The sequence below is a fragment of the Chryseolinea sp. T2 genome (genome assembly GCF_037203685.1).
In the GTDB taxonomy this organism is placed as follows: domain Bacteria; phylum Bacteroidota; class Bacteroidia; order Cytophagales; family Cyclobacteriaceae; genus Chryseolinea.
Window position 1 is genome coordinate 883,198 of sequence record NZ_JBBCAU010000003.1, and the last position, 20,110, is coordinate 903,307.

The 20,110-nt window shown below is 47.3% G+C and carries 15 protein-coding genes; 4 read left to right on the forward strand and 11 right to left on the reverse strand.

Going from position 1 to position 20,110, the window contains the following annotated elements; translation table 11 throughout:
* The first annotated feature begins 123 nt into the window (after nt 1-123).
* Entirely contained in the window at nt 124-2,508 is a 2,385-nt protein-coding gene (locus WBG78_RS13600) for an ABC transporter permease (RefSeq protein WP_337326973.1), read from the forward strand.
* Nucleotides 2,509-2,654: 146 nt separating this feature from the next.
* On the opposite strand, the gene WBG78_RS13605 is transcribed toward WBG78_RS13600, so the two are convergent.
* The 5 genes from WBG78_RS13605 to WBG78_RS13625 form a co-directional block, all read right to left on the reverse strand.
* Nucleotides 2,655-3,419, reverse strand: coding sequence for a creatininase family protein (locus tag WBG78_RS13605; protein WP_337326974.1), 765 nt, complete (start codon nt 3,417-3,419; stop codon nt 2,655-2,657).
* Between the two features lie 181 nt (nt 3,420-3,600).
* Complete coding sequence (locus WBG78_RS13610; protein WP_337327162.1) at nt 3,601-5,217, reverse strand: sulfatase family protein; 1,617 nt, start codon at nt 5,215-5,217, stop codon at nt 3,601-3,603.
* A 106-nt stretch (nt 5,218-5,323) separates the two neighbouring features.
* Nucleotides 5,324-6,853 carry a sulfatase gene (locus tag WBG78_RS13615; protein WP_337326975.1) on the reverse strand — a complete coding sequence of 510 codons (1,530 nt, stop codon included), beginning with the start codon at nt 6,851-6,853 and terminating at the stop codon, nt 5,324-5,326.
* 28 nt (nt 6,854-6,881) lie between these two features.
* Nucleotides 6,882-8,315, reverse strand: a complete 1,434-nt coding sequence (locus WBG78_RS13620) for a RagB/SusD family nutrient uptake outer membrane protein (protein WP_337326976.1) — start codon at nt 8,313-8,315, stop codon at nt 6,882-6,884.
* Between the two features lie 20 nt (nt 8,316-8,335).
* Nucleotides 8,336-11,389 (reverse strand): SusC/RagA family TonB-linked outer membrane protein, encoded by a 3,054-nt coding sequence (locus tag WBG78_RS13625; protein ID WP_337326977.1) that lies wholly within the window; start codon nt 11,387-11,389, stop codon nt 8,336-8,338.
* A gap of 431 nt (nt 11,390-11,820) precedes the next feature.
* Here WBG78_RS13625 and WBG78_RS13630 point away from each other — a divergent pair, with 431 nt between their 5' ends.
* From WBG78_RS13630 to WBG78_RS13640, 3 genes are all read left to right on the forward strand, one after another.
* Nucleotides 11,821-12,627 (forward strand): helix-turn-helix domain-containing protein, encoded by an 807-nt coding sequence (locus WBG78_RS13630; RefSeq protein ID WP_337326978.1) that lies wholly within the window; start codon nt 11,821-11,823, stop codon nt 12,625-12,627.
* A gap of 229 nt (nt 12,628-12,856) precedes the next feature.
* Nucleotides 12,857-13,474 carry a DinB family protein gene (locus WBG78_RS13635; RefSeq protein WP_337326979.1) on the forward strand — a complete coding sequence of 206 codons (618 nt, stop codon included), beginning with the start codon at nt 12,857-12,859 and terminating at the stop codon, nt 13,472-13,474.
* A 49-nt stretch (nt 13,475-13,523) separates the two neighbouring features.
* Nucleotides 13,524-13,976 (forward strand): nuclear transport factor 2 family protein, encoded by a 453-nt coding sequence (locus WBG78_RS13640; protein WP_337326980.1) that lies wholly within the window; start codon nt 13,524-13,526, stop codon nt 13,974-13,976.
* A gap of 26 nt (nt 13,977-14,002) precedes the next feature.
* Here the strand turns inward: WBG78_RS13640 and WBG78_RS13645 are convergent, their stop codons facing one another.
* The 6 genes from WBG78_RS13645 to WBG78_RS13670 all read right to left on the reverse strand — a co-directional run bounded on the left by WBG78_RS13645 (nt 14,003) and on the right by WBG78_RS13670 (nt 20,072).
* Nucleotides 14,003-14,947, reverse strand: a complete 945-nt coding sequence (locus WBG78_RS13645; RefSeq protein ID WP_337326981.1) for a lytic transglycosylase domain-containing protein — start codon at nt 14,945-14,947, stop codon at nt 14,003-14,005.
* Between the two features lie 237 nt (nt 14,948-15,184).
* Nucleotides 15,185-17,917: a DUF5686 and carboxypeptidase regulatory-like domain-containing protein gene (locus WBG78_RS13650; protein WP_337326982.1), complete on the reverse strand. Its 2,733-nt coding sequence runs from the start codon at nt 17,915-17,917 to the stop codon at nt 15,185-15,187.
* Nucleotides 17,918-17,940: 23 nt separating this feature from the next.
* Nucleotides 17,941-18,516, reverse strand: a complete 576-nt coding sequence (nadD, locus tag WBG78_RS13655) for a nicotinate (nicotinamide) nucleotide adenylyltransferase (protein ID WP_337326983.1) — start codon at nt 18,514-18,516, stop codon at nt 17,941-17,943.
* 115 nt (nt 18,517-18,631) lie between these two features.
* Complete coding sequence (gene gmk, locus WBG78_RS13660) at nt 18,632-19,201, reverse strand: guanylate kinase (protein ID WP_337326984.1); 570 nt, start codon at nt 19,199-19,201, stop codon at nt 18,632-18,634.
* 1 nt (nt 19,202) lies between these two features.
* On the reverse strand, nt 19,203-19,478 hold the full coding sequence (locus WBG78_RS13665) for a zf-HC2 domain-containing protein (protein ID WP_337326985.1): 276 nt from the start codon (nt 19,476-19,478) through the stop codon (nt 19,203-19,205).
* Nucleotides 19,479-19,481: 3 nt separating this feature from the next.
* Nucleotides 19,482-20,072, reverse strand: coding sequence for a sigma-70 family RNA polymerase sigma factor (locus WBG78_RS13670; RefSeq protein ID WP_337326986.1), 591 nt, complete (start codon nt 20,070-20,072; stop codon nt 19,482-19,484).
* Nucleotides 20,073-20,110 lie beyond the last annotated feature (38 nt).

The window sequence follows — 20,110 nt, forward strand, 5'->3', positions numbered from 1 at the left end:
GCGACCAGGATCGTTCGTGCACGGCCGTGCCCGTTCAAATCCGGACAAACGCAGCCCCCTAAACCTTCAAATCAGCGTCAGAAAGGCGCTTTTTAATGGCATATTTGTTGGCAATCGGCGTGTATGCTAAAGAACCACCTCCTCCTCACACTTCGAAGTCTCGCTAAGAACAAGGTATTTGTCATTATCAATGTCGTGGGCATGAGCATCGCCATTGGCTGTTGCATCGTGGCTTATTTTGCCTACGCCTATGATCTCAATTTCGATGACGTTCATAAGAACCGTGAATCGATTTACAGAGTAAGTGCAGTCCGTACATTCGAAAATACTACAACGAAGTACGGACGTGTACCTCTTGCGTTGGGTACAGCGATAACATCGGCCTTTCAGGGCATAGACTATGCATCGCGTTATTCGCGCGTGATTTCCAACTTCAAAAGAAATGATGATCTGTTCGCGTCTGATCTTGCCTACGTCGATCCGGCCTTCTTCAACATGTTTACTTTCGAATTTGTCAGTGGCAGTTCTGCCGCGATAGGAGACGTCTCCAGCATTATCGTATCCGAGTCGATGTCAATCCGTTTTTTCGGATCGCCAGAAGAGGCTATCGGGAAAAGCATCACTCAGGTCCATCCGCATGGACTAAAGGAGGTAAAAGTAGCGGGTGTTTTTCGCGACCCGCCAATGAACTCCAGTTTTTTCAGAATGAACGGGATCGCCTTTACTAGTTTTGAGAATTATGGTGATGATCAACGCGCCAGTGAAAACGACTGGTTCAGTGACGCAATGGTATTTGTTCAGGTTAAGAATCGCTCAAATCTGGCGTCGGTTGAAAAACAGTTAGACAGTTACGTGAAGCAAAACAATCAGGTACGGGAAAACTTTCATGTTAAGGCTTTTGAAATTGACGCGTTTACATCGATGGCTCATCGTGACCGGGATGAAAATGTACAATCTGAAGTCTGGCCCGCCCCACCGGCGGCAGCCATCATCGGTACTCTGATAATGAGCTTCCTGCTTTTACTTATTGCATGCTTTAACCTGGCCAATACGTCTATCGCCATGTCTGCAAGGAGACTCAAAGAGATTGGTATGCGGAAGGTAATGGGTTCCATGCGCTTGCAAATCGCTCTTCAGTTCATGGGTGAAACCACATTTATTTGCCTCATCGCGCTTGCTGTTGGATTGGCTTTGGCCGATGTATTAATCGCAGGATGGAATATTATGACAGATAACATGATCCATCTTGAGCCAAGCTACTTTGAAAGGTCTGGCTTTCTTCTATTCCTCCTGATAGTCTTGACCACTACAGGGGTAATAGCCGGCAGCTATCCGGCAATTTATCTCAGTCGTTTTCAGCCCGTCACAATATTGAAAGGTAAGCTCAAACTGGGAGGAACGAACCTGTTCACTCGAACTTTGCTGGGGCTGCAGTTCACAATTTCGCTGATCACTCTTGTAAGTGCGGTCGCCTTTCTTCAAAACGCCCGCTACCAGGAAGCATATGATCTGGGATTCGATGTACGCGGAACTATTGTAACGTGGGTAAATGGTAAGGGTGAGTTTGATACTTATCGCAATGCGTTACAAAGCAATCCGGATATAATCTCGATAGCTGGATCACGCGGCGGTATCTTCTCAGACAGAATGCACGAAGCCGTTGCTTTTGAGTCGAAACAGGCGCAGGTAGACATTATTGATGTCGGCGACCAATATCTGTCAACTATGGGACTGGATCTGACAGAGGGCCGCGACTTTATCAAAGATTCCGAAACCGATCTGCGCGAATCAGTGATTATTACCGAAAACATGGCTAAACTGTTTGGATGGCAGGATGCCATAGGGAAAGAACTGATGTGGCGCGATACTATTCGACTTCAGGTCGTCGGTGTAGTCCGGGACGTCTACACGCAGGGCTTGTGGCGTGAGATGGAGCCGATGATGATTCGTTATGTAGCTCCTGAGTCGTACACACAATTGATCGCACGCACGTCTTCTCAAAAGTTGTCATCGGTAAATGCTTACATGGATGAGCGCTGGAGCGAAATTTTTCCGACGCGACTTTATAACGGATATCTTATGGTTAAAGGCCTTCAGGAAACAAATCGCCTGAATATGGGTATCACGTCGGGATATGCTTTCCTTGGTTCCATGGCACTACTTCTTTCTGTTACAGGGTTGTTTGCTCTGGTGACGCTTAACATGATGCGACGGATCAAAGAAATAGGGATCCGAAAAATTGTTGGCGCCTCGATAGCGGGCATTGCTCAACGGGTCAACCGGGAGTTTGTTATTACATTGGTTGTTGCTTCGATGCTGGGATCTTACGCAGGCTATATGTGGTGCAATACCCTGATGGCAACGATCTGGAAGTATCATCAGGGGGTGGGAGTCTTAACGATGCTGATTGCTGTGTCTGTGATGCTTCTCGCCTCTATTGGAACAATAGCTTTCCGCGTGTTCAGCATTGCAAACACAAATCCCGTAAACACCTTACGAGACGAGTAAAACAAAGTGGCATCTATGAAATTCTAATATTCATAGATGCCTTATCATAATTCGCGACATCGTCCTAGTCACGCCATTGAGAACTGCGCTGGCACTTTCTAACTAAAGTCACTTTTAAGCCGCGCTTGAAGCCATAAATCGTGAAGCTATGCATAAAGATCGTTGCGATCGGCCTTCGCTACTTCTACAAAGAATTCGGATACCTTCCTGGTAACGTCTCTGAAGAAACGATCACCCTTGTCTGGCGTTGCCTTTCGCGGATCACCGACTCCTGTATCTTTCGTTACCTGTGTCCATCTTCGTTCTGCCCATGCCCAGCCTTCCCGGATGCCTGCCATTCGAAACTTCTTTGCAGCTCCATCGCCAGCCTCAGTTATTGGACTCACCAGGTCCGGCGTTAAATGCATCATTACACTGGTTTCCATTTCTCCGCCATGATCGTCCTTGTTTTCGAAATACGGTTTTTGATCCAGCGCCTGATACCAATTGCACTGGCATAGAAACATCTTTGGAAACTGCAGGCCAAGCTCACGAATCATTGTCCTAAAGTCGTTTCCGCCGTGGCTATTCAATATGATCAGCTTATAGATATGGTGGCGATTCAGCACATCAATCACATCTTTCAATACCGCCAGCTGCGTACTTGGATTCATATTCATGTCCAGCTTCACATCAGATTGGCCGGTGTTCACGCCGAACGGAATAACGGGAAGAACAGTAATCTTTGCTCCATGATCCCACGCCTGACGTGCAGCATCGGCAGCAACGCTCTCCGCTTCAATAATGTCAGTACCATAGGGCAAATGGTAGTTGTGTGCTTCACAGGCTCCCCAGGGGAGTACAGCAACTTCGTATTCCGTTTCCTTTACAGTGCGCCAGGTGTTTTCGGCAAGAATGTAGGGACGAACCATGTTATTTATTGATTAGTTGATATGTGTATATTGATTGGGTCGGGATCAAAGGTTGTGAATGGTTCCATCTTATGCAAGAGGGGTGATTTGACTGGGGTGATACAAAAAAGAGGTGAGTGCCGCGCTTGCCACTCACCTCTTTACAGAAAAGGTCTTTCTATTTCAGAACATCATCAGAACATCAATTTTCAGCTGCCAATATTGCTGCCGCCTCCTTGTCATCATATTCTTTTATCAGTTGCTGTAATTTTGATTTCAGTTCTGTCACTGCAGGGCTGGAACTGTGTTCATCGTAAATGTTGTTAATCTCCTTTGGATCTTTCTCCAGATCATACAATTCCCAAAAGTTCTTTTCGCCATAAAAACGGACGAGCTTATACTTAGCAGTGCGCACTCCAAAGTGAGGATGTACGTGATGAGGTTGCGGGAATTCGTAGTAGTGGTAGTAGGCTGCATCGCGCCATGGAGTAGCGCTACCGTTACTGCTCAGCAATGGCAGTATCGACCTGCCCTGAATATCGGAAGGGATGGAAACGCCGGCGATGTCAAGGAATGTCGGTGCCCAGTCAACATTAAGCACAAACTCGTTGATCTTTGTCCCCGGCTCGATAACGCCCGGATAGCGCATCACCATTGGCGTCCGTAATGATTCCTCGTAAATAAAACGCTTGTCGAACCAGCCGTGCTCGCCCAGGTAGAATCCCTGATCCGAGGCATAGACGACGATCGTATTTTCTGCGAGACCATTCTGATCGAGATAGTCAAGCAGGCGACCGATGTTTCTGTCCAGAGAGCGGGCCGTCGACAGATAGTCTTTCAGATATCTCTGATACTTCCATTCTACCAGTGCCTTTCCGGATAGTTTCTTTTCATCAAACTCCTTGCTGATCCTATCATAATATCCAAAGAAGGCTTCGCGTTGCTTGTCGGAAAAGCGTTGATAGGTGCCCCGACGGAGAAAGCGATCAATTTGCTTTTCCTGTTCCGGGGTCAGCTTCTTACCTGCATAATTTGATTTAATAAGTGCTTCGCGCCTGGCTGCAATGGATTTCTCGTCGGGTGCATACTCTTCATGAATCTTCAGGTCTTCCTTTAGTCGCATGGTCTTATCGATCGTCATATCCTGATCGCCGGCCGCGAAACGACCTTTGTAATCGTCATAGAAAGTTTCAGGCAATGGAAAATCAATGCTGTCGAATGCACCGAGGTCCTGAATGTCGGGCAGCCATTGGCGATGGGTTGCCTTCTCTCCTACCACCATAAAGAAAGGTTTTGCAGTGTCGCGTTTTTCAAGAAAATCAACGGCATAATCCGAAATAAGGTCCGTCACATATCCCTCGCGTTGTACAGTGTCCTTTGCCGTAATGAAATCAGGATTGTAGTAGTGTCCCTGGCCGGGCAGAATAGTCCAATAGTCAACGGCGTCACCAGGCGCAGTCCCCAAGTGCCATTTGCCCACCCACGCAGTCTGGTATCCGGATTGACCCAACAACCGCGTGAACAACTGCTGGCTTACATCAAATTTTTCTTCATTGGCCTTATACCCATTCAAGTGACTGAATTTCCCTGTAAGCAAAGTAGCCCGGCTGGGTCCGCATATTGAGTTTGTGACAAAGACGTTGTTGAATATTGCTCCCTGACTTGCAATACGGTCGATATTCGGAGTTGGCATCAGTTTGCCACCATACGCACCAATCGCCTGGTAAGCATGATCATCGGAGAAGATAAAAATGATGTTTGGTTTCTTAGGAGGTTCTTTCCTTTCCTCCTGCTTGCATGCCATAGCAAGACCAAGCATCAGGCACAGCATCAAACGGCTGTAGCTGACACGGAGAATTCTTTGGTTGATGAGTGAACTTATATACATGTTAACTGATAGGTTTCAATTGAAGGTTTATCCACTACTATTTCTTTTGGTGCTGAAGTATCTCATTCGGAAATGGCACCTTTCTGCCATCAGCAAAGGATGGCATTTGGGCATTCGTTCGCTTTAATTCTTCCGTGAAAAGCCTTGCAAGTTCCCGTGCCTTTTCAGGGCGGATACTCAGGAGATTGTTTTGTTCTCCAATGTCATTCCGGAGGTTATATAATTCAAGTGTGCCCCGTTGGTAATCATACAGAAGCTTCCAGTCGCCCCTGCGGACTGCACCCGCCCAGGCTGTCAGCTGGCCCTCGTCTGCAATCCAACGGTTGGGATGATGGTAGAGGATCACTCGTGATGTGTCGATGCGGTTAGAACCGGTCAGTGATTGAGCATAGCTTTTTCCATCGATAACCTGCTTCACTTTTGGCGACTTCACTCCGGCGAGTTCCAGGATCGTTGGAAACAAGTCCTCGGCGACGACAGGTTGTTCGCTTACAGTAGCGGCTTTCGTCTTGCCTGGCCATAACACTATTAGAGGGACGCGAATCCCACCTTCGTAAACAGAACCTTTGCCCGACCTGAGAGGAAGATTGTGAATGTCACTTTGATCACCGCCTCGGGGTGGTACACGACTCAAACCACCATTGTCTGACGTAAAGATTATGATCGTGTTATCCGCAATCTTTTGCTCAGCGATAAAGTCCAGTATTTCCCCAAGGGACTTATCCATTCCTTCCACGAGAGATGCATATGCCGCCTCCGTACTGTCGAGGCCGGCTTCTCTGTATTTTGGAGCAAACCGCTCGTCTGCCTGGAGAGGAGTGTGTACTGCATAATGCGCGAGATAGAGGAAGAATGGTTGCTTGGCGGCAATTGGTTTTGAAATTGCCTTCAGGGCCTCCGTTGTGAGTACATCGGTAAGATGCACGTCCTTGCCGTGGTAGGCTTCCAATCCGGGCACCGCATTTCGGTTTGGTTTGCCGTCGCGGGGATGATCGAAGTTCTCCTTGCCAGAATAGCTCGCAGGATGTCCAATTTCGCTTCCGGCGATGTTTACCTGAAATCCCAGATTCAACGGGTTGGATCCGGGTGTGTCCGCCGACGCAAAGTGAGCTTTTCCGCTATGCACGGTGTAATACCCATTGTCGCGAAGAAGTTGAGGCAATGGAGTGCCAACAAATGTTGCAGGTATCCCAGGCGTTGGACTAAGGCCGTTTATATTCCAGGGAACAGGCACCATGATCTTATCAGGGTAATCGGTACTGCGATCGCGATATGGCGAAGTCCATTGGGTAACCCGATGTCTCGCCGCGTTGACGCCCGTAATAATGCTTATACGTGTTGGAGTACATACTGGCATCGCGTATGCGTTCGTAAACTTGATGCCTGCAGCAGCCAGACGTTCCATGTTGGGTGTGTGGTAACGTCGGTTAAGTGGAGTTGTTGCTGACCAGAATGGTACCGACGTATCCTGCCAGCCCATGTCGTCGACAAGAAATAAGATGATGTTTGGCTTACTGCCTGATTGTGCCGTCGCAGGCACAATCAAACAAAACAACAAGCCAGTCATCAAGATGTTAGCTACAATGAATCTAATTTTATTTATAACCATCGTTCTGCTCAAGATTACTATTCCGGTCGATCTCGGACTGCGGAATCGGGTAAAGTACCTGATAATCGAAGGCCACCTTACCACGACCCTTACCATACTCGATAAATTTACCGTGACGCACAAGGTCCTGACGACGTAATTCTTCAGAGAAGAACTCCCATCCGCGTTCCTTCAGAATATGACCACGCAAGGCTTCTTTCGCTGCGAAGTCTGACAACACGAGTAACGGTACGCCAGCTTTTGCCCTAACCTGATTAATCAGATCGATTGCTTCCTGTGACGGACCATTTAATTCATTGAGTGCCTCAGCATGGCTAAGTAAAATGTCGGCATATCGAACAACCGGAAAGTCATTACCCATATCGGCACCCGTTGCTGGCAGATCCTCAGGAAACTTAAAGCTGCGTGCGTCATCTACACCAAGCGTCACGATCTGGCCATTTGTGTTTTCATAAGATGTAATGAAAGCATTTTTTCGCTGATCGGCAGGATGAAATGAATTGAAAAATCCGGATAGCGTTTTAAGCTGAGTTGCATAGTTGGTCTTCGCCGCTCCTTTGAATTTATAATTAGGGGGGGCCACGTGCCCAAGATAATTTGTGCCCAGACCCGGTGACGCAATGTGTGGTCGGGTGTATATAAATTCATTGTTCAGCTCATTTTCGATCTTAAACAGATCGGTACGGATGGCTCCATTGTAAAGACCATACACTCCAAGCCCCTCAACAGCCTGAGCCGTTTCGACCGTCTTATTCCAATTCTTCAGGTTGAGATAAAACTTCGTCAGGAACGCTAATGCTGCTCCTTTGGTAGCTCGGCCATATTGTGTTTGTGTTTTAGGCAGGAGGTCTGCTGCCGCGGCCAATTCCTCAGTAACAAATTTTACAAACTCTTCCTGTGTGGCACGCGCGGGTCGGTCATCACTGCTGACGCGGCTCGTTGTTATCAGCGGCGTCGGACCGAACAAGTCATAGAGCGAAATGTATCCGCTTGCCCTGAGAAATTTGGCTTCAGCAATGATGACGGCCTTTCGCGCTTCATCCATTGGAATGGCTGGCACTTCGTCCACGACAAGATTGGCTCTGAAGATGGAATTGTAATAACGTGTCCATGCCGTGCTGAAAAATTCATGCGACGCATTCCACGTAAAATCCTCCAGAGGCTGCGCGAGACCACGCAAACCACCTTCGCGTACAATCAGCAGATCGGTGTTCACCTCGGCCATCAGAAGAATATTCCGAAAGCCGTCGGTGCCTTGTTTCTGTTCTGCGGCATAAGCTGAATTTAACAGCGCTTCGGCATCACTGGCGTTCTTAAAAAAATTGCTGGGACCGAATGTTGAGTACACTTCTTCGTCCAGTGCGTTCTGGCACCCGAATAAAGAAGCAACTAAAATCAGTGTTGATATAATTCGTTTCATAGTTGTCGTAGTGGAATTGATTAAAGGCCAATAGTTGCACCAATACTGAACGTGCGGGTCAATGGATATGCGTTAAAATCCGCTCTTACGTTGGATGTGCCGAAGGCACTTACCTCAGGATCATAGCCTGTATAATCCGTGATTGTGAACAGGTTCTGGCCGGTGACGAAAAGCTGTGCGCTTCTCACTTTCCATCGTTCCGGAATCGGCACATGAAATCCAAGCTGCACACTTCTCAGCCTGATGTAAGACGCGTCTTCCACGGCACGACTATTCACATTGCTTGCGTATGAGACCGCCACAGGAACGGAAGACGAGTTTGCGTTTGTCGGATTCTCCGGAGTCCAGCGGTCGGTATAAGCGATTTCAAGTCTGTTGCGTCGGAACGAGATGGGGTTTTCTGACTCCGTTCGGTTCATATTGAAGATCGTTCCTCCCTGTACACCCTGAAAGAAGATTGCAAGAGTGAATGGTCCATATTTGAAGTCATTATTGAATCCGAATGTGTAGTTCGGGAAGGGACTTCCGAGGATTGTACGATCGTCGGCGTTAATCCTTCCATCGTTGTTAACGTCCTTGTACTTATATTCTCCAGGTCTCGCTAAGGGCTGAGCTGACGAAGCGATGTCATCATCCAGCTGAAACACGCCATCCACAACATAGCCATAGTATGAATTGAGAGGATCACCCTTTCGAATGATGGTGAAGTCACTGATGAATCCCGCAGATCCGCCAAGAATGAAGGGAAGGTCACCGATGCCAGTCACTTCGTTCTTCACCGTCGAAATGTTGAAGGTCGTGCTCCATTCAAAGTTCTTGTTTACCACATTTTGTGAGGTGAGTGACAGCTCGAAGCCACTGTTCTTCATCGATCCGATGTTGGTAAGCTTTGTGCTGAATCCAGTTGTACGCGGGATAGGAAGGTTCAGCAGGAGATCATCAGTGTTCTTAACAAAGTAGTCGATTGCTCCGGTGAGTCTTCCATCGAAGAAGCCAAAATCAATACCGGCATTGAACTGAGATGTTGTTTCCCACTTCAGATCGGGATTTGGTAATTGAATGGCGCTAATGCCAACCTGAGAAGCACCTCCAAGAACTGCGGTACCCTGAGGGCCGAATAAAATCTGTGAATTATAGTCGCCAATTTCCTGTGAACCCGTCTGACCGTAGCTCAACCGAAGTTTTAGTTCTGACAATACTTTAACTGGCAACAGGAATGATTCCTCACTCAGACGCCAGCCGATCGCTGCTGACGGGAAGTAACCAAATTTGTTGTTTGCTCCAAACCGGGATGATCCATCTGCGCGTATTGAGGCCGTTAGAAGATAGCGTTCCCTGTAGTTGTAGTTAACGCGACCGAGGTATGACTGAAGCTGGTTGCGCGTGTGATTCGTTGCCAGCGTGAAAGTATTTTGAGCACCAGCCGCCAGGTTGTCTGTCTGAAGGGCATCTAAGGGGAAATTCTGTGCGCCTGCAGTCAGAGTCCGGTATTCAAATTCCTGGTAAGTGTATCCACCCAGAATTTCGAACTGATGTTCCCCGATGGTTTTGTTGTACCGGGCCGTTAATTCAATGAGGTTGTTGCCTCCTTCATTGCTTCTGACGTCGGCAATGCCGCGTGTGCCCTCACCCCGCTTCAGCAATCTTGATACGTATGCATCTCTCCTGCTCTGTTGCAGGTCGGTTCCAAGGTTTAACTTGGCTGAGAACTCCGGTGTAAAATGATATTCTCCAAAGACGTTGCCGAAGATTCTCAATGTCGAAGCGTTATCGTTTACCTCCTGTGTCAGTGCATAGGGATTTTCCAGGTTCACAATGCGAGTGATTCCGTAAGTGCCATCAGCGTTGTAAACAGGTAGTGTCGGATCCTGATAGAGAGAAGAATAAATCACACCGGCGCTTTCATTGATGCTCACACCGCTCGGCGCAAACTGGTCCTTGACGAGACTGGAGTTAAGATTCACTCCCATGTTGAACTTCTCTCCCTGGTAAGCTACGTTTATACGCGCTATGTACTTCTTGATCCCTGAATTCAGTACGTTTCCATCCTGATCGACATAATTGAAGCCGCTGTAGAAGGAAAGGTTATCTCTTCCACCCGACAGCGTTAGTTGATGGTTCTGAAACCCAGCAGTTCTGAATACTTCCTTTTGCCAGTCGGTAGATGCTGAGTTTGCAATTTGCTCTTCGGTGAATTCAGGAGCCTGATTCTGGTCCGCACGAATGTCATTGAGAAATGCCATGTATTGATCAGCGTTCAATACTTTCACCTCGCTGGCAACCTGCGAAACGCCAGTGGACACAGAATAGTCAACGTTGAGCCTATCCGCGCCTCCCTTTTTTGTCGTAATAATAATGACACCATTTGCGCCGCGTGAACCATAGATAGCAGTAGCCGACGCATCTTTCAGTACTTCAACAGACTCAATGTCGTTTGGGTTAAGGGAGTTTAAAGGGTTCCTGGGAGCGGGATCATTTACGGTTGCAGCACCGGGAGTTACCGACTGGTTGTTGATGGGCAGACCGTCGATCACATAGAGTGGTTCATTGCTGGCGTTAATGGAGTTTGCACCGCGGATCCTTATTGTTGAACCTCCACCAGGCTGATTGCTGGATTGTGTTATCTGCACGCCGGTAACCCGCCCTGCAAACAACTGATCTGCGGCCTGCACGAGGCCCTTGTTAAAGTCCTTGCCACTAACGGAGGCGATAGCGCCGGTAACTTCACGCTTGCGCTGAACACCATAGCCGATTACAACCACTTCGTCCAGCAGATCGCCGGAAAGCAACGTAACCGCTACTGGCTCATCCGGGATTTCATAGATTTCCAGTTCGTATGACCGATGACCAACAAATGAAACTGCAAGTGTAAACGGCAATTTATGTTCTGCACTCAGCGAAAACCTGCCTTCAGCGTCGGTGATGGTACTGATATTAGATGATCTGATAAACACAGCTGCCCCTGGCAAGGGAGCACCGGTATCATCCTGAACGGTGCCGGTAACTATTTTCTGTTGCGCAATGGCAAATAAGGAGGCGGATAACAGAAATAGAATAGATAGAACTCTTCTCATCGTATGATGTAAGTGTTAGAGGTTAATAAATAGAATGAAGGAAGGACCTGACTGGGTCCGAAGAAGGTTAGAAGGAAATCTGCGATGGGAGATCTCGATCAGAATTCAATGCGACATGCCCGAAGGCATAGCATTGCCACCAATACTGGGATATTGTTATTCATAGCTCGTAAAATGAATGGACACTATTGCTCATTGATTGGTGGCTCAGGAGCAATAATCTATTAAACCGATAGACAAAAGTATTAAATCTTTCCTTTGATGCAAATCCATGACCTTAACTTCACCCCGAAATTTCATCAGCGGTCAATTAGTGTGGGAGGATGGTCTTCCAGCAGTACACTTTGTGACAACGTTTTATCCATCAACTGCAATGTGGGAAATGATCATGATGTCGGTTCGGGCGCTTTTGTTATATTCAACAACCATAAATGCAGTACACAAAATTTAAGCCTGGTGCGCTACTGGCCCCATTCGTGGAGTGTTATTACCATTGGGAAGGAGTTGCAGCGGAGCCGCTCACTGTGCAATCTCCCCCAAACGGATTTGGTGCCATCGTTTTCAACAACGGAGCACCCTATCAGTCATCGCAGAATAGTAATATCCAGGTGCCGATCCCGAAGGCGTTTGTGTCCGGCCAATTCACATCGAATTACAGGCTGCATCTTCACGGGACCATTTCCAACATTGGTGCGGTACTGCGGCCAGCAACGGTGCATAATTTCTTTAGCGTGCGCATGTCACACCTTGTGAACACACGCATCTCACTGGATTATCTGGCAGGTATTGATGGCGACAGCCTATGGAATGAAATGAACACAAAGTTAACGGTTAGCGACCGTGTTGCATTCCTGGAAGAGTTCCTCGGTCGCTACGTTAGCACAGGGAAGTCTAACCTTTCTATTATAGATGAGGCTATAGAACACATCGACAGTATGAAAGGTTGTGTAACGGTCGACTCTGTAGCAACGCATCTGCGCATCAGCCGTCGCTATCTGGAGAAGAAATTTCTTGAAAAGGTGGGCATCTCCCCTAAATACTATGCGCGAATAAAAAGGTTCTCTATCCTGTCAAATGAAATTGCACACACCAAACGTATCGACTGGCAGCACATTGTTTCTCAGTACGGGTTTCACGATCAATCTCACCTGGTAAAAGAGTTTCTTGAATTCAATCAAATGAATCCGACGCAGTACCACATGCTGCACAGTGAAATGGTGAGAATAATTAAGAATTAAGAGTTAAGAATTATGAATTACCTGCCGGCTGTCCGCCGTACTGCTGTCATAACCCTTCGGGTTGTGGCTGGCAATCGGCCATCAGCCGGCAGCTAATTCATAATTCTTAACTCTTAATTCTTAATTATTCTCCCGTTCGCATTTTTACAACCAAGGCTTCGCCCCGTGCGCATTTTTACAATCCCATCCTCTGCCTGTATTCTAGGTTTGTATTGTTAATCAAACACCAATGCACCGCGTTAAAACAACCCTCTTTCTTTTATTCATTACGGCATCGACATCTTTTGGACAGGAAACCAAAGCATGGACGGAGGCCGACCGAAAATTTCTGCTCGACAATCTGACACGCTCACGCGACGAGCTGATCAGGGAAACAAAGGACCTGTCGAAAGCACAATGGTCATTCAAAGAATCTCCCGATCGCTGGTCCATCAACGAGATCGTCGAACACATCGCCATCTGGGAATTATTGCTATGCGATCGGATTAGCAATCAGCTGGAGTATGATGCTCATCCGGAACTGATCGCGCAAGCGGTCCCCGACAGTGTAAAGCTCGGTTTTATCATGGAAGAGAAGCCCCATCATTCTGCAGACTATACAAAGCCCTATACGTACACAATACCAATGGGTATAAATGAGCTGAAGTCAAACATAGCGTGGCTGTTAAAAATGAGGAACGAATCCATCAACTACGTGAGCTCTGCGCAGGACGACCTCAGAGCGCATTTCTTACCTGGCAGCAAAACGAATACGCATGGTACTTTCATCACGCTGTTTGGCCACACGGATCGCCATTTGCGTCAGATAAGAAAAGTTAAACAGCATCCTGCGTATCCAAAGAAATAGGTCATACAAACCCCGGAAATATCAACTCCAACATTTAAATTACTATACCATGAACATCACAACTCAACAAAAGGAAAACGTCGACATTCTTGCCAGGAAAGGAACCTGTATTGAATTCTTCTCGGCCTATCAGGACATGGATGTGGAACGAATGCTATCGCTGTGTGCTGACAACGGAACGATTTCGTTTATTCCGCTTGGCGCCGACTATACGGGAAAGATCAATGAAATTGGAAAAGGTGTATGGAGCGCATTGATGGATGCATTCCCCAACCTGGACAATACTGTTAAAGAACAGCAGTATGATGAATCCAATGATTCAGTGAATTGCAAGGTGGTGATCTTCGGAAAGCAGGAAAAGGAGTTCGCCGGTCTTGCTGCGAAGGGAAATGAGTTCGATAGCGAGCACATTTTTATATTCCGCTTCGACGAAATCGGAAAGATCAGCAACATCAACATCAGCTGGGATCACGACAGCTTCGTACACCAATTGACGAAGTAGGCTTCAGCCGGAATCAATCTATTGCCTCAGGCAGGTATAGCGATCTGATACTTCCTGCCCTTCTTAACCGTTAAGCGATTGTCGCGCAGCCACGGATTATGGCGCTTAATGAGCTTATAGTTGGTACCTTTTTCCTTTGCAAACTTTACGAGGTCGGTGATCGTTTCATCGACCTCGATGTATTTCAAAGGTTCTTCACTGTACAGGTGATTAGGATCTATTTTAAAACCATAGCGAAGTGGATTCTCGGCAATCTCCTTGATCGCCAGAATTCGAAAAACATAGCGCGAGGTCTCATCATTCAGATATAAGTCGTAGTATGTATCCACCTGCTGATCTTCCAGTGCGCGGTCCATGCCGCCCATGCCCCGATTATATGATGCAGCAACCATAGTCCAGTTACCGAACTTGTTATAAGCGCGTTTCAGGTATTTACATGCGGCCTCAGTTGCCTTGATAGGATCATATCGCTCATCAACTTCGTCAGTGATTTCCAGGTTCAGTTCCTTACCGGACGCTTTAAGGATCTGCCAGTAGCCCACTGCTTCTTTTGGAGAAGTAACATTCATGAGGTTGCTCTCAATAAGCGGCAGGTATTTAAAGTCTTCAGGTATGCCATACTGTTCCAGGAGCTTTTCCATCTGTGGAAACCAGCGATGCGCACGCTTGATGAGGAATATAGTGTTGCTGTGGAGATAGCAGTTGATCTGCAATTCCTTGTCGAGTCGTTCATGCACATCGGGAATATCCAGTGGAACGGCCTCGCCGGCAAATGTCATGTCCTTGGGTACGGCGAACGACACGGCTGGTAAACGTTCAACTGAGCCCGTCACGCTTACCGTTTCATAGGGAGCTTCGATGACGCCATCATCTGAAATTGCATCAGGGCGCCGTGGTGATGCTTCCTTGTAGGCGATATATCCCAGCATCAGTACGATCGAGCAGATCGACAAAAAAATAGCCGGGTTCATTTTTTCCTGGTGAACAGACACGAGTGGGATTCTTTTTGTGATGAAAAATCAAAAATAAATCATCCGCACCGCTGAAATGAGAAAGAATCGATGAAAGGTCCGGTGATGTAACAAAATCAGTAAAAACGGGGACAACTTAAATGCAGCAGGGTGAGGAACAGTGTGAGAGCGAAGGTTAAACAGTGTGAGAGCGACTGCTAAATATCTATTTGAAGGGTGGTAACTGACTCGCTGCGGCTAGTTGTCTGAAAAATTTCCCATGAAATTAGACGTGATACCAATGCGGAATCCGTAGTCGAGGTACTTTCCATCCTGGAATGAAACAGCGCCTTCAAGACGGAAGATGCGCAGGATTCCATCGATCGTGTAACCCACTTCAGTATAGTTTTTCGAAGTTGGTGTTGCCAGATAGTTCACGAATATGTTCTCCCGGATGCCTGCCAGTCGAACAAGCGGAATATTTGTGACGAGGAATTTCCTAAACTGGTAATGCAGATTACCGGAGAAGTATTTGTCGGCAGTACTGAACCGATAGTAGTCGAGCAGGCGGAAGCTACCCACGGGGTCGCTTGTGACGAATGGTGTTTCATTACCGAGGAAGTGTTTGTAATCCATGAAATACATGGCATCGGTATTAAAGAACATTCCCGCGCGAAGGTAGAAGTCAAGGTTACCGCGAACACCGATGCTGAGCCTGTGCCGCGCGCCCAGTTCCAGCTGATCGTACTGAACGCTGCTATTAAACACGTCGGAGAACGCCCGGCGGTATTCCACCTTAAACATTGGTGATGAGTTCGGCACTTCATGCTTGTGCCCGTTTCTGATGGTGTACTTGAGCCATGGCCGCGCCGTTAGCGCTACGCTGCCAATAAAGGCACGGTGGTTGGGGAACGATGTATCGGTCAGCTCGTCGTTGACGGGAGCATTGGGGGTATATCCTTCGATGCTGCCGCGATCGACCCATTTATAGTTCGTATTATTTGTGAGCTCGCGGCGTTCGGCAAAGGACCAGTCGGTATTGATACTGTAATAGGGATTTATCTGGTACTGATAACCGACGTCAATGTAGTCGCGGTCATAAAGTTTCATGAGGTTTTTCTCCATCAACAACGTCGTGAATGCGTTCACCAGCGGCAGGATCGGCTCATCGGCATTGTATTGCTTGATGTAACGACCGCCCTGTACGTCGAGGCGATGTTTTTTGTTTCTCAACGCAAAATTGAGGTATCCGGAAGCTGTTTCCCTCGAAAATGCATAGCGGAATGCCGGTGTAACGGTGATGCGGGTACGATTGGTATCCTGAAGAATTGTTCCGTACGACACTTTATATACGAAGTTCCATCCATCGACGGTATTGAAGGAGGGCACCGGAAAGTGAATCTTGAAGTTTGAGTGCTTGCCGATATGATAAGAATCACCAATGAGAATGTCCCAGGGCTGGAAGCCAGCATGCTTGGATGCTTTCGTTGTATCGCCTTCTTCCTTCTTGCGTTCTACTGTGGCCAGGCTGTCCATCTTTTGATAGCCTTTCACTTCGATCTGTGTAAGAGGAACAGGTCGCACCGTGTTCCAGTACGTCGTGTCCTTCTTATACGCACCGCTGTCGATGGTGAACGTATTATCTGAAATTACCTCGGGCTCTTTCTGCTGCTTCTGCTCCTGCTTCTCGTAATCCTTCAGAATCGTGTTCAGCTCTTTCCTCGTAATTTCTTTCCCTGAAGAAAGGCGCTCCTGTAAGTCGGCCGCCTCCGCCGCTTTCTTTGCTTGTTTAGCCGACTGTGGTTTTGAACTTTGGGCGTTTTTGGTAGCCGCCTTAGTTGCCGCTTTTTGATCGGCAATCGCCTGGGCCTTATCCTTTTCAGTCTTTTCGTCTACTACGTCCATCTTCCTGGTCTCGACATAGACTTCCGGATTCATTTCGATTTTGTAGTTGCTCACAGTAGCCAGATAGTTGTACTCGAATTCAAATCCGAAGATCTTGCCTCCTGCAGTAAAGCGATGCGAAACGGGTAGCCAGGCCTTGTCTTCAATGGGTGCATACATGCCCTTGATATTTACTTTGATCCCCATCTTCTGCGTGTTGATGTCCATGCTGTGAATGGCCCACCAGTCTTCTACAATATTCACAACGCCATCAATTACGTTGTCTCCCTTGCTCCGTGGAATCACCTTGACTCGACTCACCTCATACTCGCGGTCTTTAAAAGTGCCCAGGTACTCGAAGCGATAATAAGAAAATGCTTTTGGCGACAGCGGTGAAATGGTCTCCGCGATTTCAGGTTCATAGAAACTTCCAAAGATGTATTGATTGGGCGATGTGTTGTTGTCCTTGCCATCGCTGCGGATAGAGATTACCTTCTCTTCGAATTTATTTGGACGCGTGTACTTGATGTCGCTTACCGACTCCGTTACAAACGCTTCACCTTTCTTGATGCCTTCTTTTTCGATTGCCTTCTTGGCAATCCACGGATAGTCCTTTAACTGACCTGTACCCTTGATATAAACCCGCGCACTGTAGCGATCGATCTGTTGCTGATGATAACGCGCTTTGCCAATTGCTTTACGCATGATAGCATAGGCAGGATCTTCAGCGTCGCTGGAGATGATCACCGTTTCCAGTTCCTTCGCCTGTTCCTTTAAAGTGATATTGAGCGTTATGAAAGTATCGCCGACCTCGACCTCACGCACAACAGTTTCATAACCGAGGTATTGGAATGTTACCTGATATTTTCCGGAGGGAAGTAGCAGTTCGTAGGCGCCTCTTCCGTTTGCCACGGTACCGCTGCCTATTTCCTTGACGAAGATCGTCGTGTAGGCCATGGGTTCGCCCTTTTCGTTTGTGACGACACCACTGACTCCACCTCCAAACAAAGCAATAAAGGTCAGAAGGAAAGGCACGGTAAGGATACCGCGTTTTAATGATGATGTTGAAACTCTGAATGTCGGAGGGCGCAACGTAAAAACAATCATGGAGACTTGGCTGTAAACTTTGGTTAGTCCAGATAAAACCCCTTCGCTCTGATCATCTCCTCCACGGCATCCGGAACAAGATAACGTACAGATTGACCCTTTCGGATGCGGTCTCTTATAAATGTTGCAGAGATATCGAGCAATGGCGCCTCAACTACTGTAACGTTAGGATGCGAACGAAGTTCGGAAAGTTGCGTGCCTGGTCGAGGATAAACGTAAAGTCCGTAGTGGTCAAGTATTTGGCGATGGTTTTTCCAGCGCGTAAAGTTGGCCAGATTGTCCTCTCCCATGATCACCTTAAACTGTTTATCGGGGTGCTTTTCCTGGAGATGCACAAGCGTGTGAATGGTGAAACTTGGTTTGGGGAGATGAAACTCTACGTCAGAGACCTCGAGCTTATAATTGTCAAAAACCGCAGCGCGCACCATGTCGTAGCGGTCGAACTCATGCAATAGTCCTTTAGCAGGCTTCAGCGGGTTTTGGGGAGAAACGACAAACCAAACTTTGTTCAGATCCGAAGTCCCGGCCATCAGGTTGGCGATGATGAGATGACCGACGTGGATGGGGTTGAAGGAGCCGAAAAAGAGTCCGATTTTCATAGCTCAAATTAAGAATTAAGAATTAAGAATTATGAATTAGCTACCAGCCTACGGCTGACAGGCAGTCACGACCGCAGGTCGTGGTAGCCAATTCATAATTCTTAATTCTTAATTCTTAATTTCCTTTGAATCTATCGTACAGCTCCTGCGCCTCTTTCAACGAGCGTTGCAGGTCCTGATTCACCAGTACGACATCAAACTGATCTGCGAATGACATTTCAAAATTCGCCTTGAAGAGTCTTCGTGAAAGACTTTCTTCGGATTCTGTGCCACGGTCGTTGAGGCGGGTCTTCAGCACTTCAATGGAAGGAACCTTTACGAATATTCCAAGGCCGCGGTCGCCAAAGTATCTCTTGAGATTGAGACCTCCCTTTACATCTACATCAAAGATGACATTCTTTCCTTCGCTCCAGATCCTTTCGATTTCAGATTTCAGGGTGCCGTAAAAGTTGCCTTCATACACTTCTTCCCATTCGATGAAGGCGTCTTCATCGATCTTGTTTTTGAATTGTTCGGGTGTAAGGAAGTAATAGTCTTTTCCGTGAGACTCGGTACGGCCACGTTTATCACGGGTTGATGCCGATATGGAAAAGCCGAGATCGGGATTATTCGCGAGCAGGTGTTTAACTATGGTAGTCTTGCCAGAACCGGAAGGTGCTGAAAAGATGAGCGCTTTGCCAGTCATTCTAGGAGGCCAGGTTTCGAATGACCTTTGCCTTGATACTATCTACGAGTTCCTGAGGAGCGCAGTCGCCGGTGCACTTTGACTTGAGCATTTGGCGGATGGCCACTTCGAGGTGGTAGTTGTTAAAACAGGGTAAACACTCGTCGAGGTGGTGTTTCAGGAAGTGATCCTTCTGTTCTGCGGTTGCCTCACCGTCTAAGATGAGTTGAAGCATCTGCATGCATTCTTTTTTGTTGGCGCAGTCTTGCTTCATACGACTCTGGTCAGGATTACTCATAGTTTATGCCGTTTTATAACCCATTTGCTTCGCATATTCACTCAGTTTCTCTTTCAGCAGATTTCTTGCTCTGTGCAATCGGCTCCTGACGGTTCCAATTGGAATGTCAAGGATCTTCGCCATCTCGTCATATTTAAAACCTTCCAGGTCACACAGTATAATTACTGTTCTGAAATCCACATCCAACGAGTTGAGCGCGTTCGAAATCTCGTCACCGATCATATCTTTAAGCGCCTCCACACGCAGATCGGGCGTGATTTGTCTATCTACTTCCTCGGAGTTATAATAACTTTCTACCTCCTGGTAATCCACCTTGGAAGGCTCTTTGCTCTTCTTCCGGTAGTCGTTGATAAAGCTGTTTTTTAAAATTCGAAACAGCCACGCTTTAGCATTAGTTCCCTGCTGAAAGGAATCGATGAATCTATACGCTTTCAGGTACGTGTCTTGTACGAGGTCTTTTGAGTCGTCCTGATCGAGTGTAAGTCGATAAGCAAAATTGTACATAGAGTTAATGTGCGGCATAAACTCGTTATCGAATATCTGCTGCCTCTCGGAGTCTGTATAGTGTTGCTTTGCGGTTTCTTCTAATTCCATTGACCTGCAAAATAGGGAAAAACGACGTAGAATGTATA

Bases quoted from the DNA above. Each gene is read 5' to 3' on its own strand.
- WBG78_RS13600 (WP_337326973.1), top strand. From the start codon at position 124: ATGCTAAAGAACCACCTCCTCCTCACACTTCGAAGTCTCGCTAAGAAC.
- WBG78_RS13605 (WP_337326974.1), bottom strand. From the start codon at position 3,419: ATGGTTCGTCCCTACATTCTTGCCGAAAACACCTGGCGCACTGTAAAG.
- WBG78_RS13610 (WP_337327162.1), bottom strand. From the start codon at position 5,217: ATGCTTGGTCTTGCTATGGCATGCAAGCAGGAGGAAAGGAAAGAACCT.
- WBG78_RS13615 (WP_337326975.1), bottom strand. From the start codon at position 6,853: ATGACTGGCTTGTTGTTTTGTTTGATTGTGCCTGCGACGGCACAATCA.
- WBG78_RS13620 (WP_337326976.1), bottom strand. From the start codon at position 8,315: ATGAAACGAATTATATCAACACTGATTTTAGTTGCTTCTTTATTCGGG.
- WBG78_RS13625 (WP_337326977.1), bottom strand. From the start codon at position 11,389: ATGAGAAGAGTTCTATCTATTCTATTTCTGTTATCCGCCTCCTTATTT.
- WBG78_RS13630 (WP_337326978.1), top strand. From the start codon at position 11,821: ATGCAGTACACAAAATTTAAGCCTGGTGCGCTACTGGCCCCATTCGTG.
- WBG78_RS13635 (WP_337326979.1), top strand. From the start codon at position 12,857: ATGCACCGCGTTAAAACAACCCTCTTTCTTTTATTCATTACGGCATCG.
- WBG78_RS13640 (WP_337326980.1), top strand. From the start codon at position 13,524: ATGAACATCACAACTCAACAAAAGGAAAACGTCGACATTCTTGCCAGG.
- WBG78_RS13645 (WP_337326981.1), bottom strand. From the start codon at position 14,947: ATGAACCCGGCTATTTTTTTGTCGATCTGCTCGATCGTACTGATGCTG.
- WBG78_RS13650 (WP_337326982.1), bottom strand. From the start codon at position 17,917: ATGATTGTTTTTACGTTGCGCCCTCCGACATTCAGAGTTTCAACATCA.
- nadD (WP_337326983.1), bottom strand. From the start codon at position 18,516: ATGAAAATCGGACTCTTTTTCGGCTCCTTCAACCCCATCCACGTCGGT.
- gmk (WP_337326984.1), bottom strand. From the start codon at position 19,201: ATGACTGGCAAAGCGCTCATCTTTTCAGCACCTTCCGGTTCTGGCAAG.
- WBG78_RS13665 (WP_337326985.1), bottom strand. From the start codon at position 19,478: ATGAGTAATCCTGACCAGAGTCGTATGAAGCAAGACTGCGCCAACAAA.
- WBG78_RS13670 (WP_337326986.1), bottom strand. From the start codon at position 20,072: ATGGAATTAGAAGAAACCGCAAAGCAACACTATACAGACTCCGAGAGG.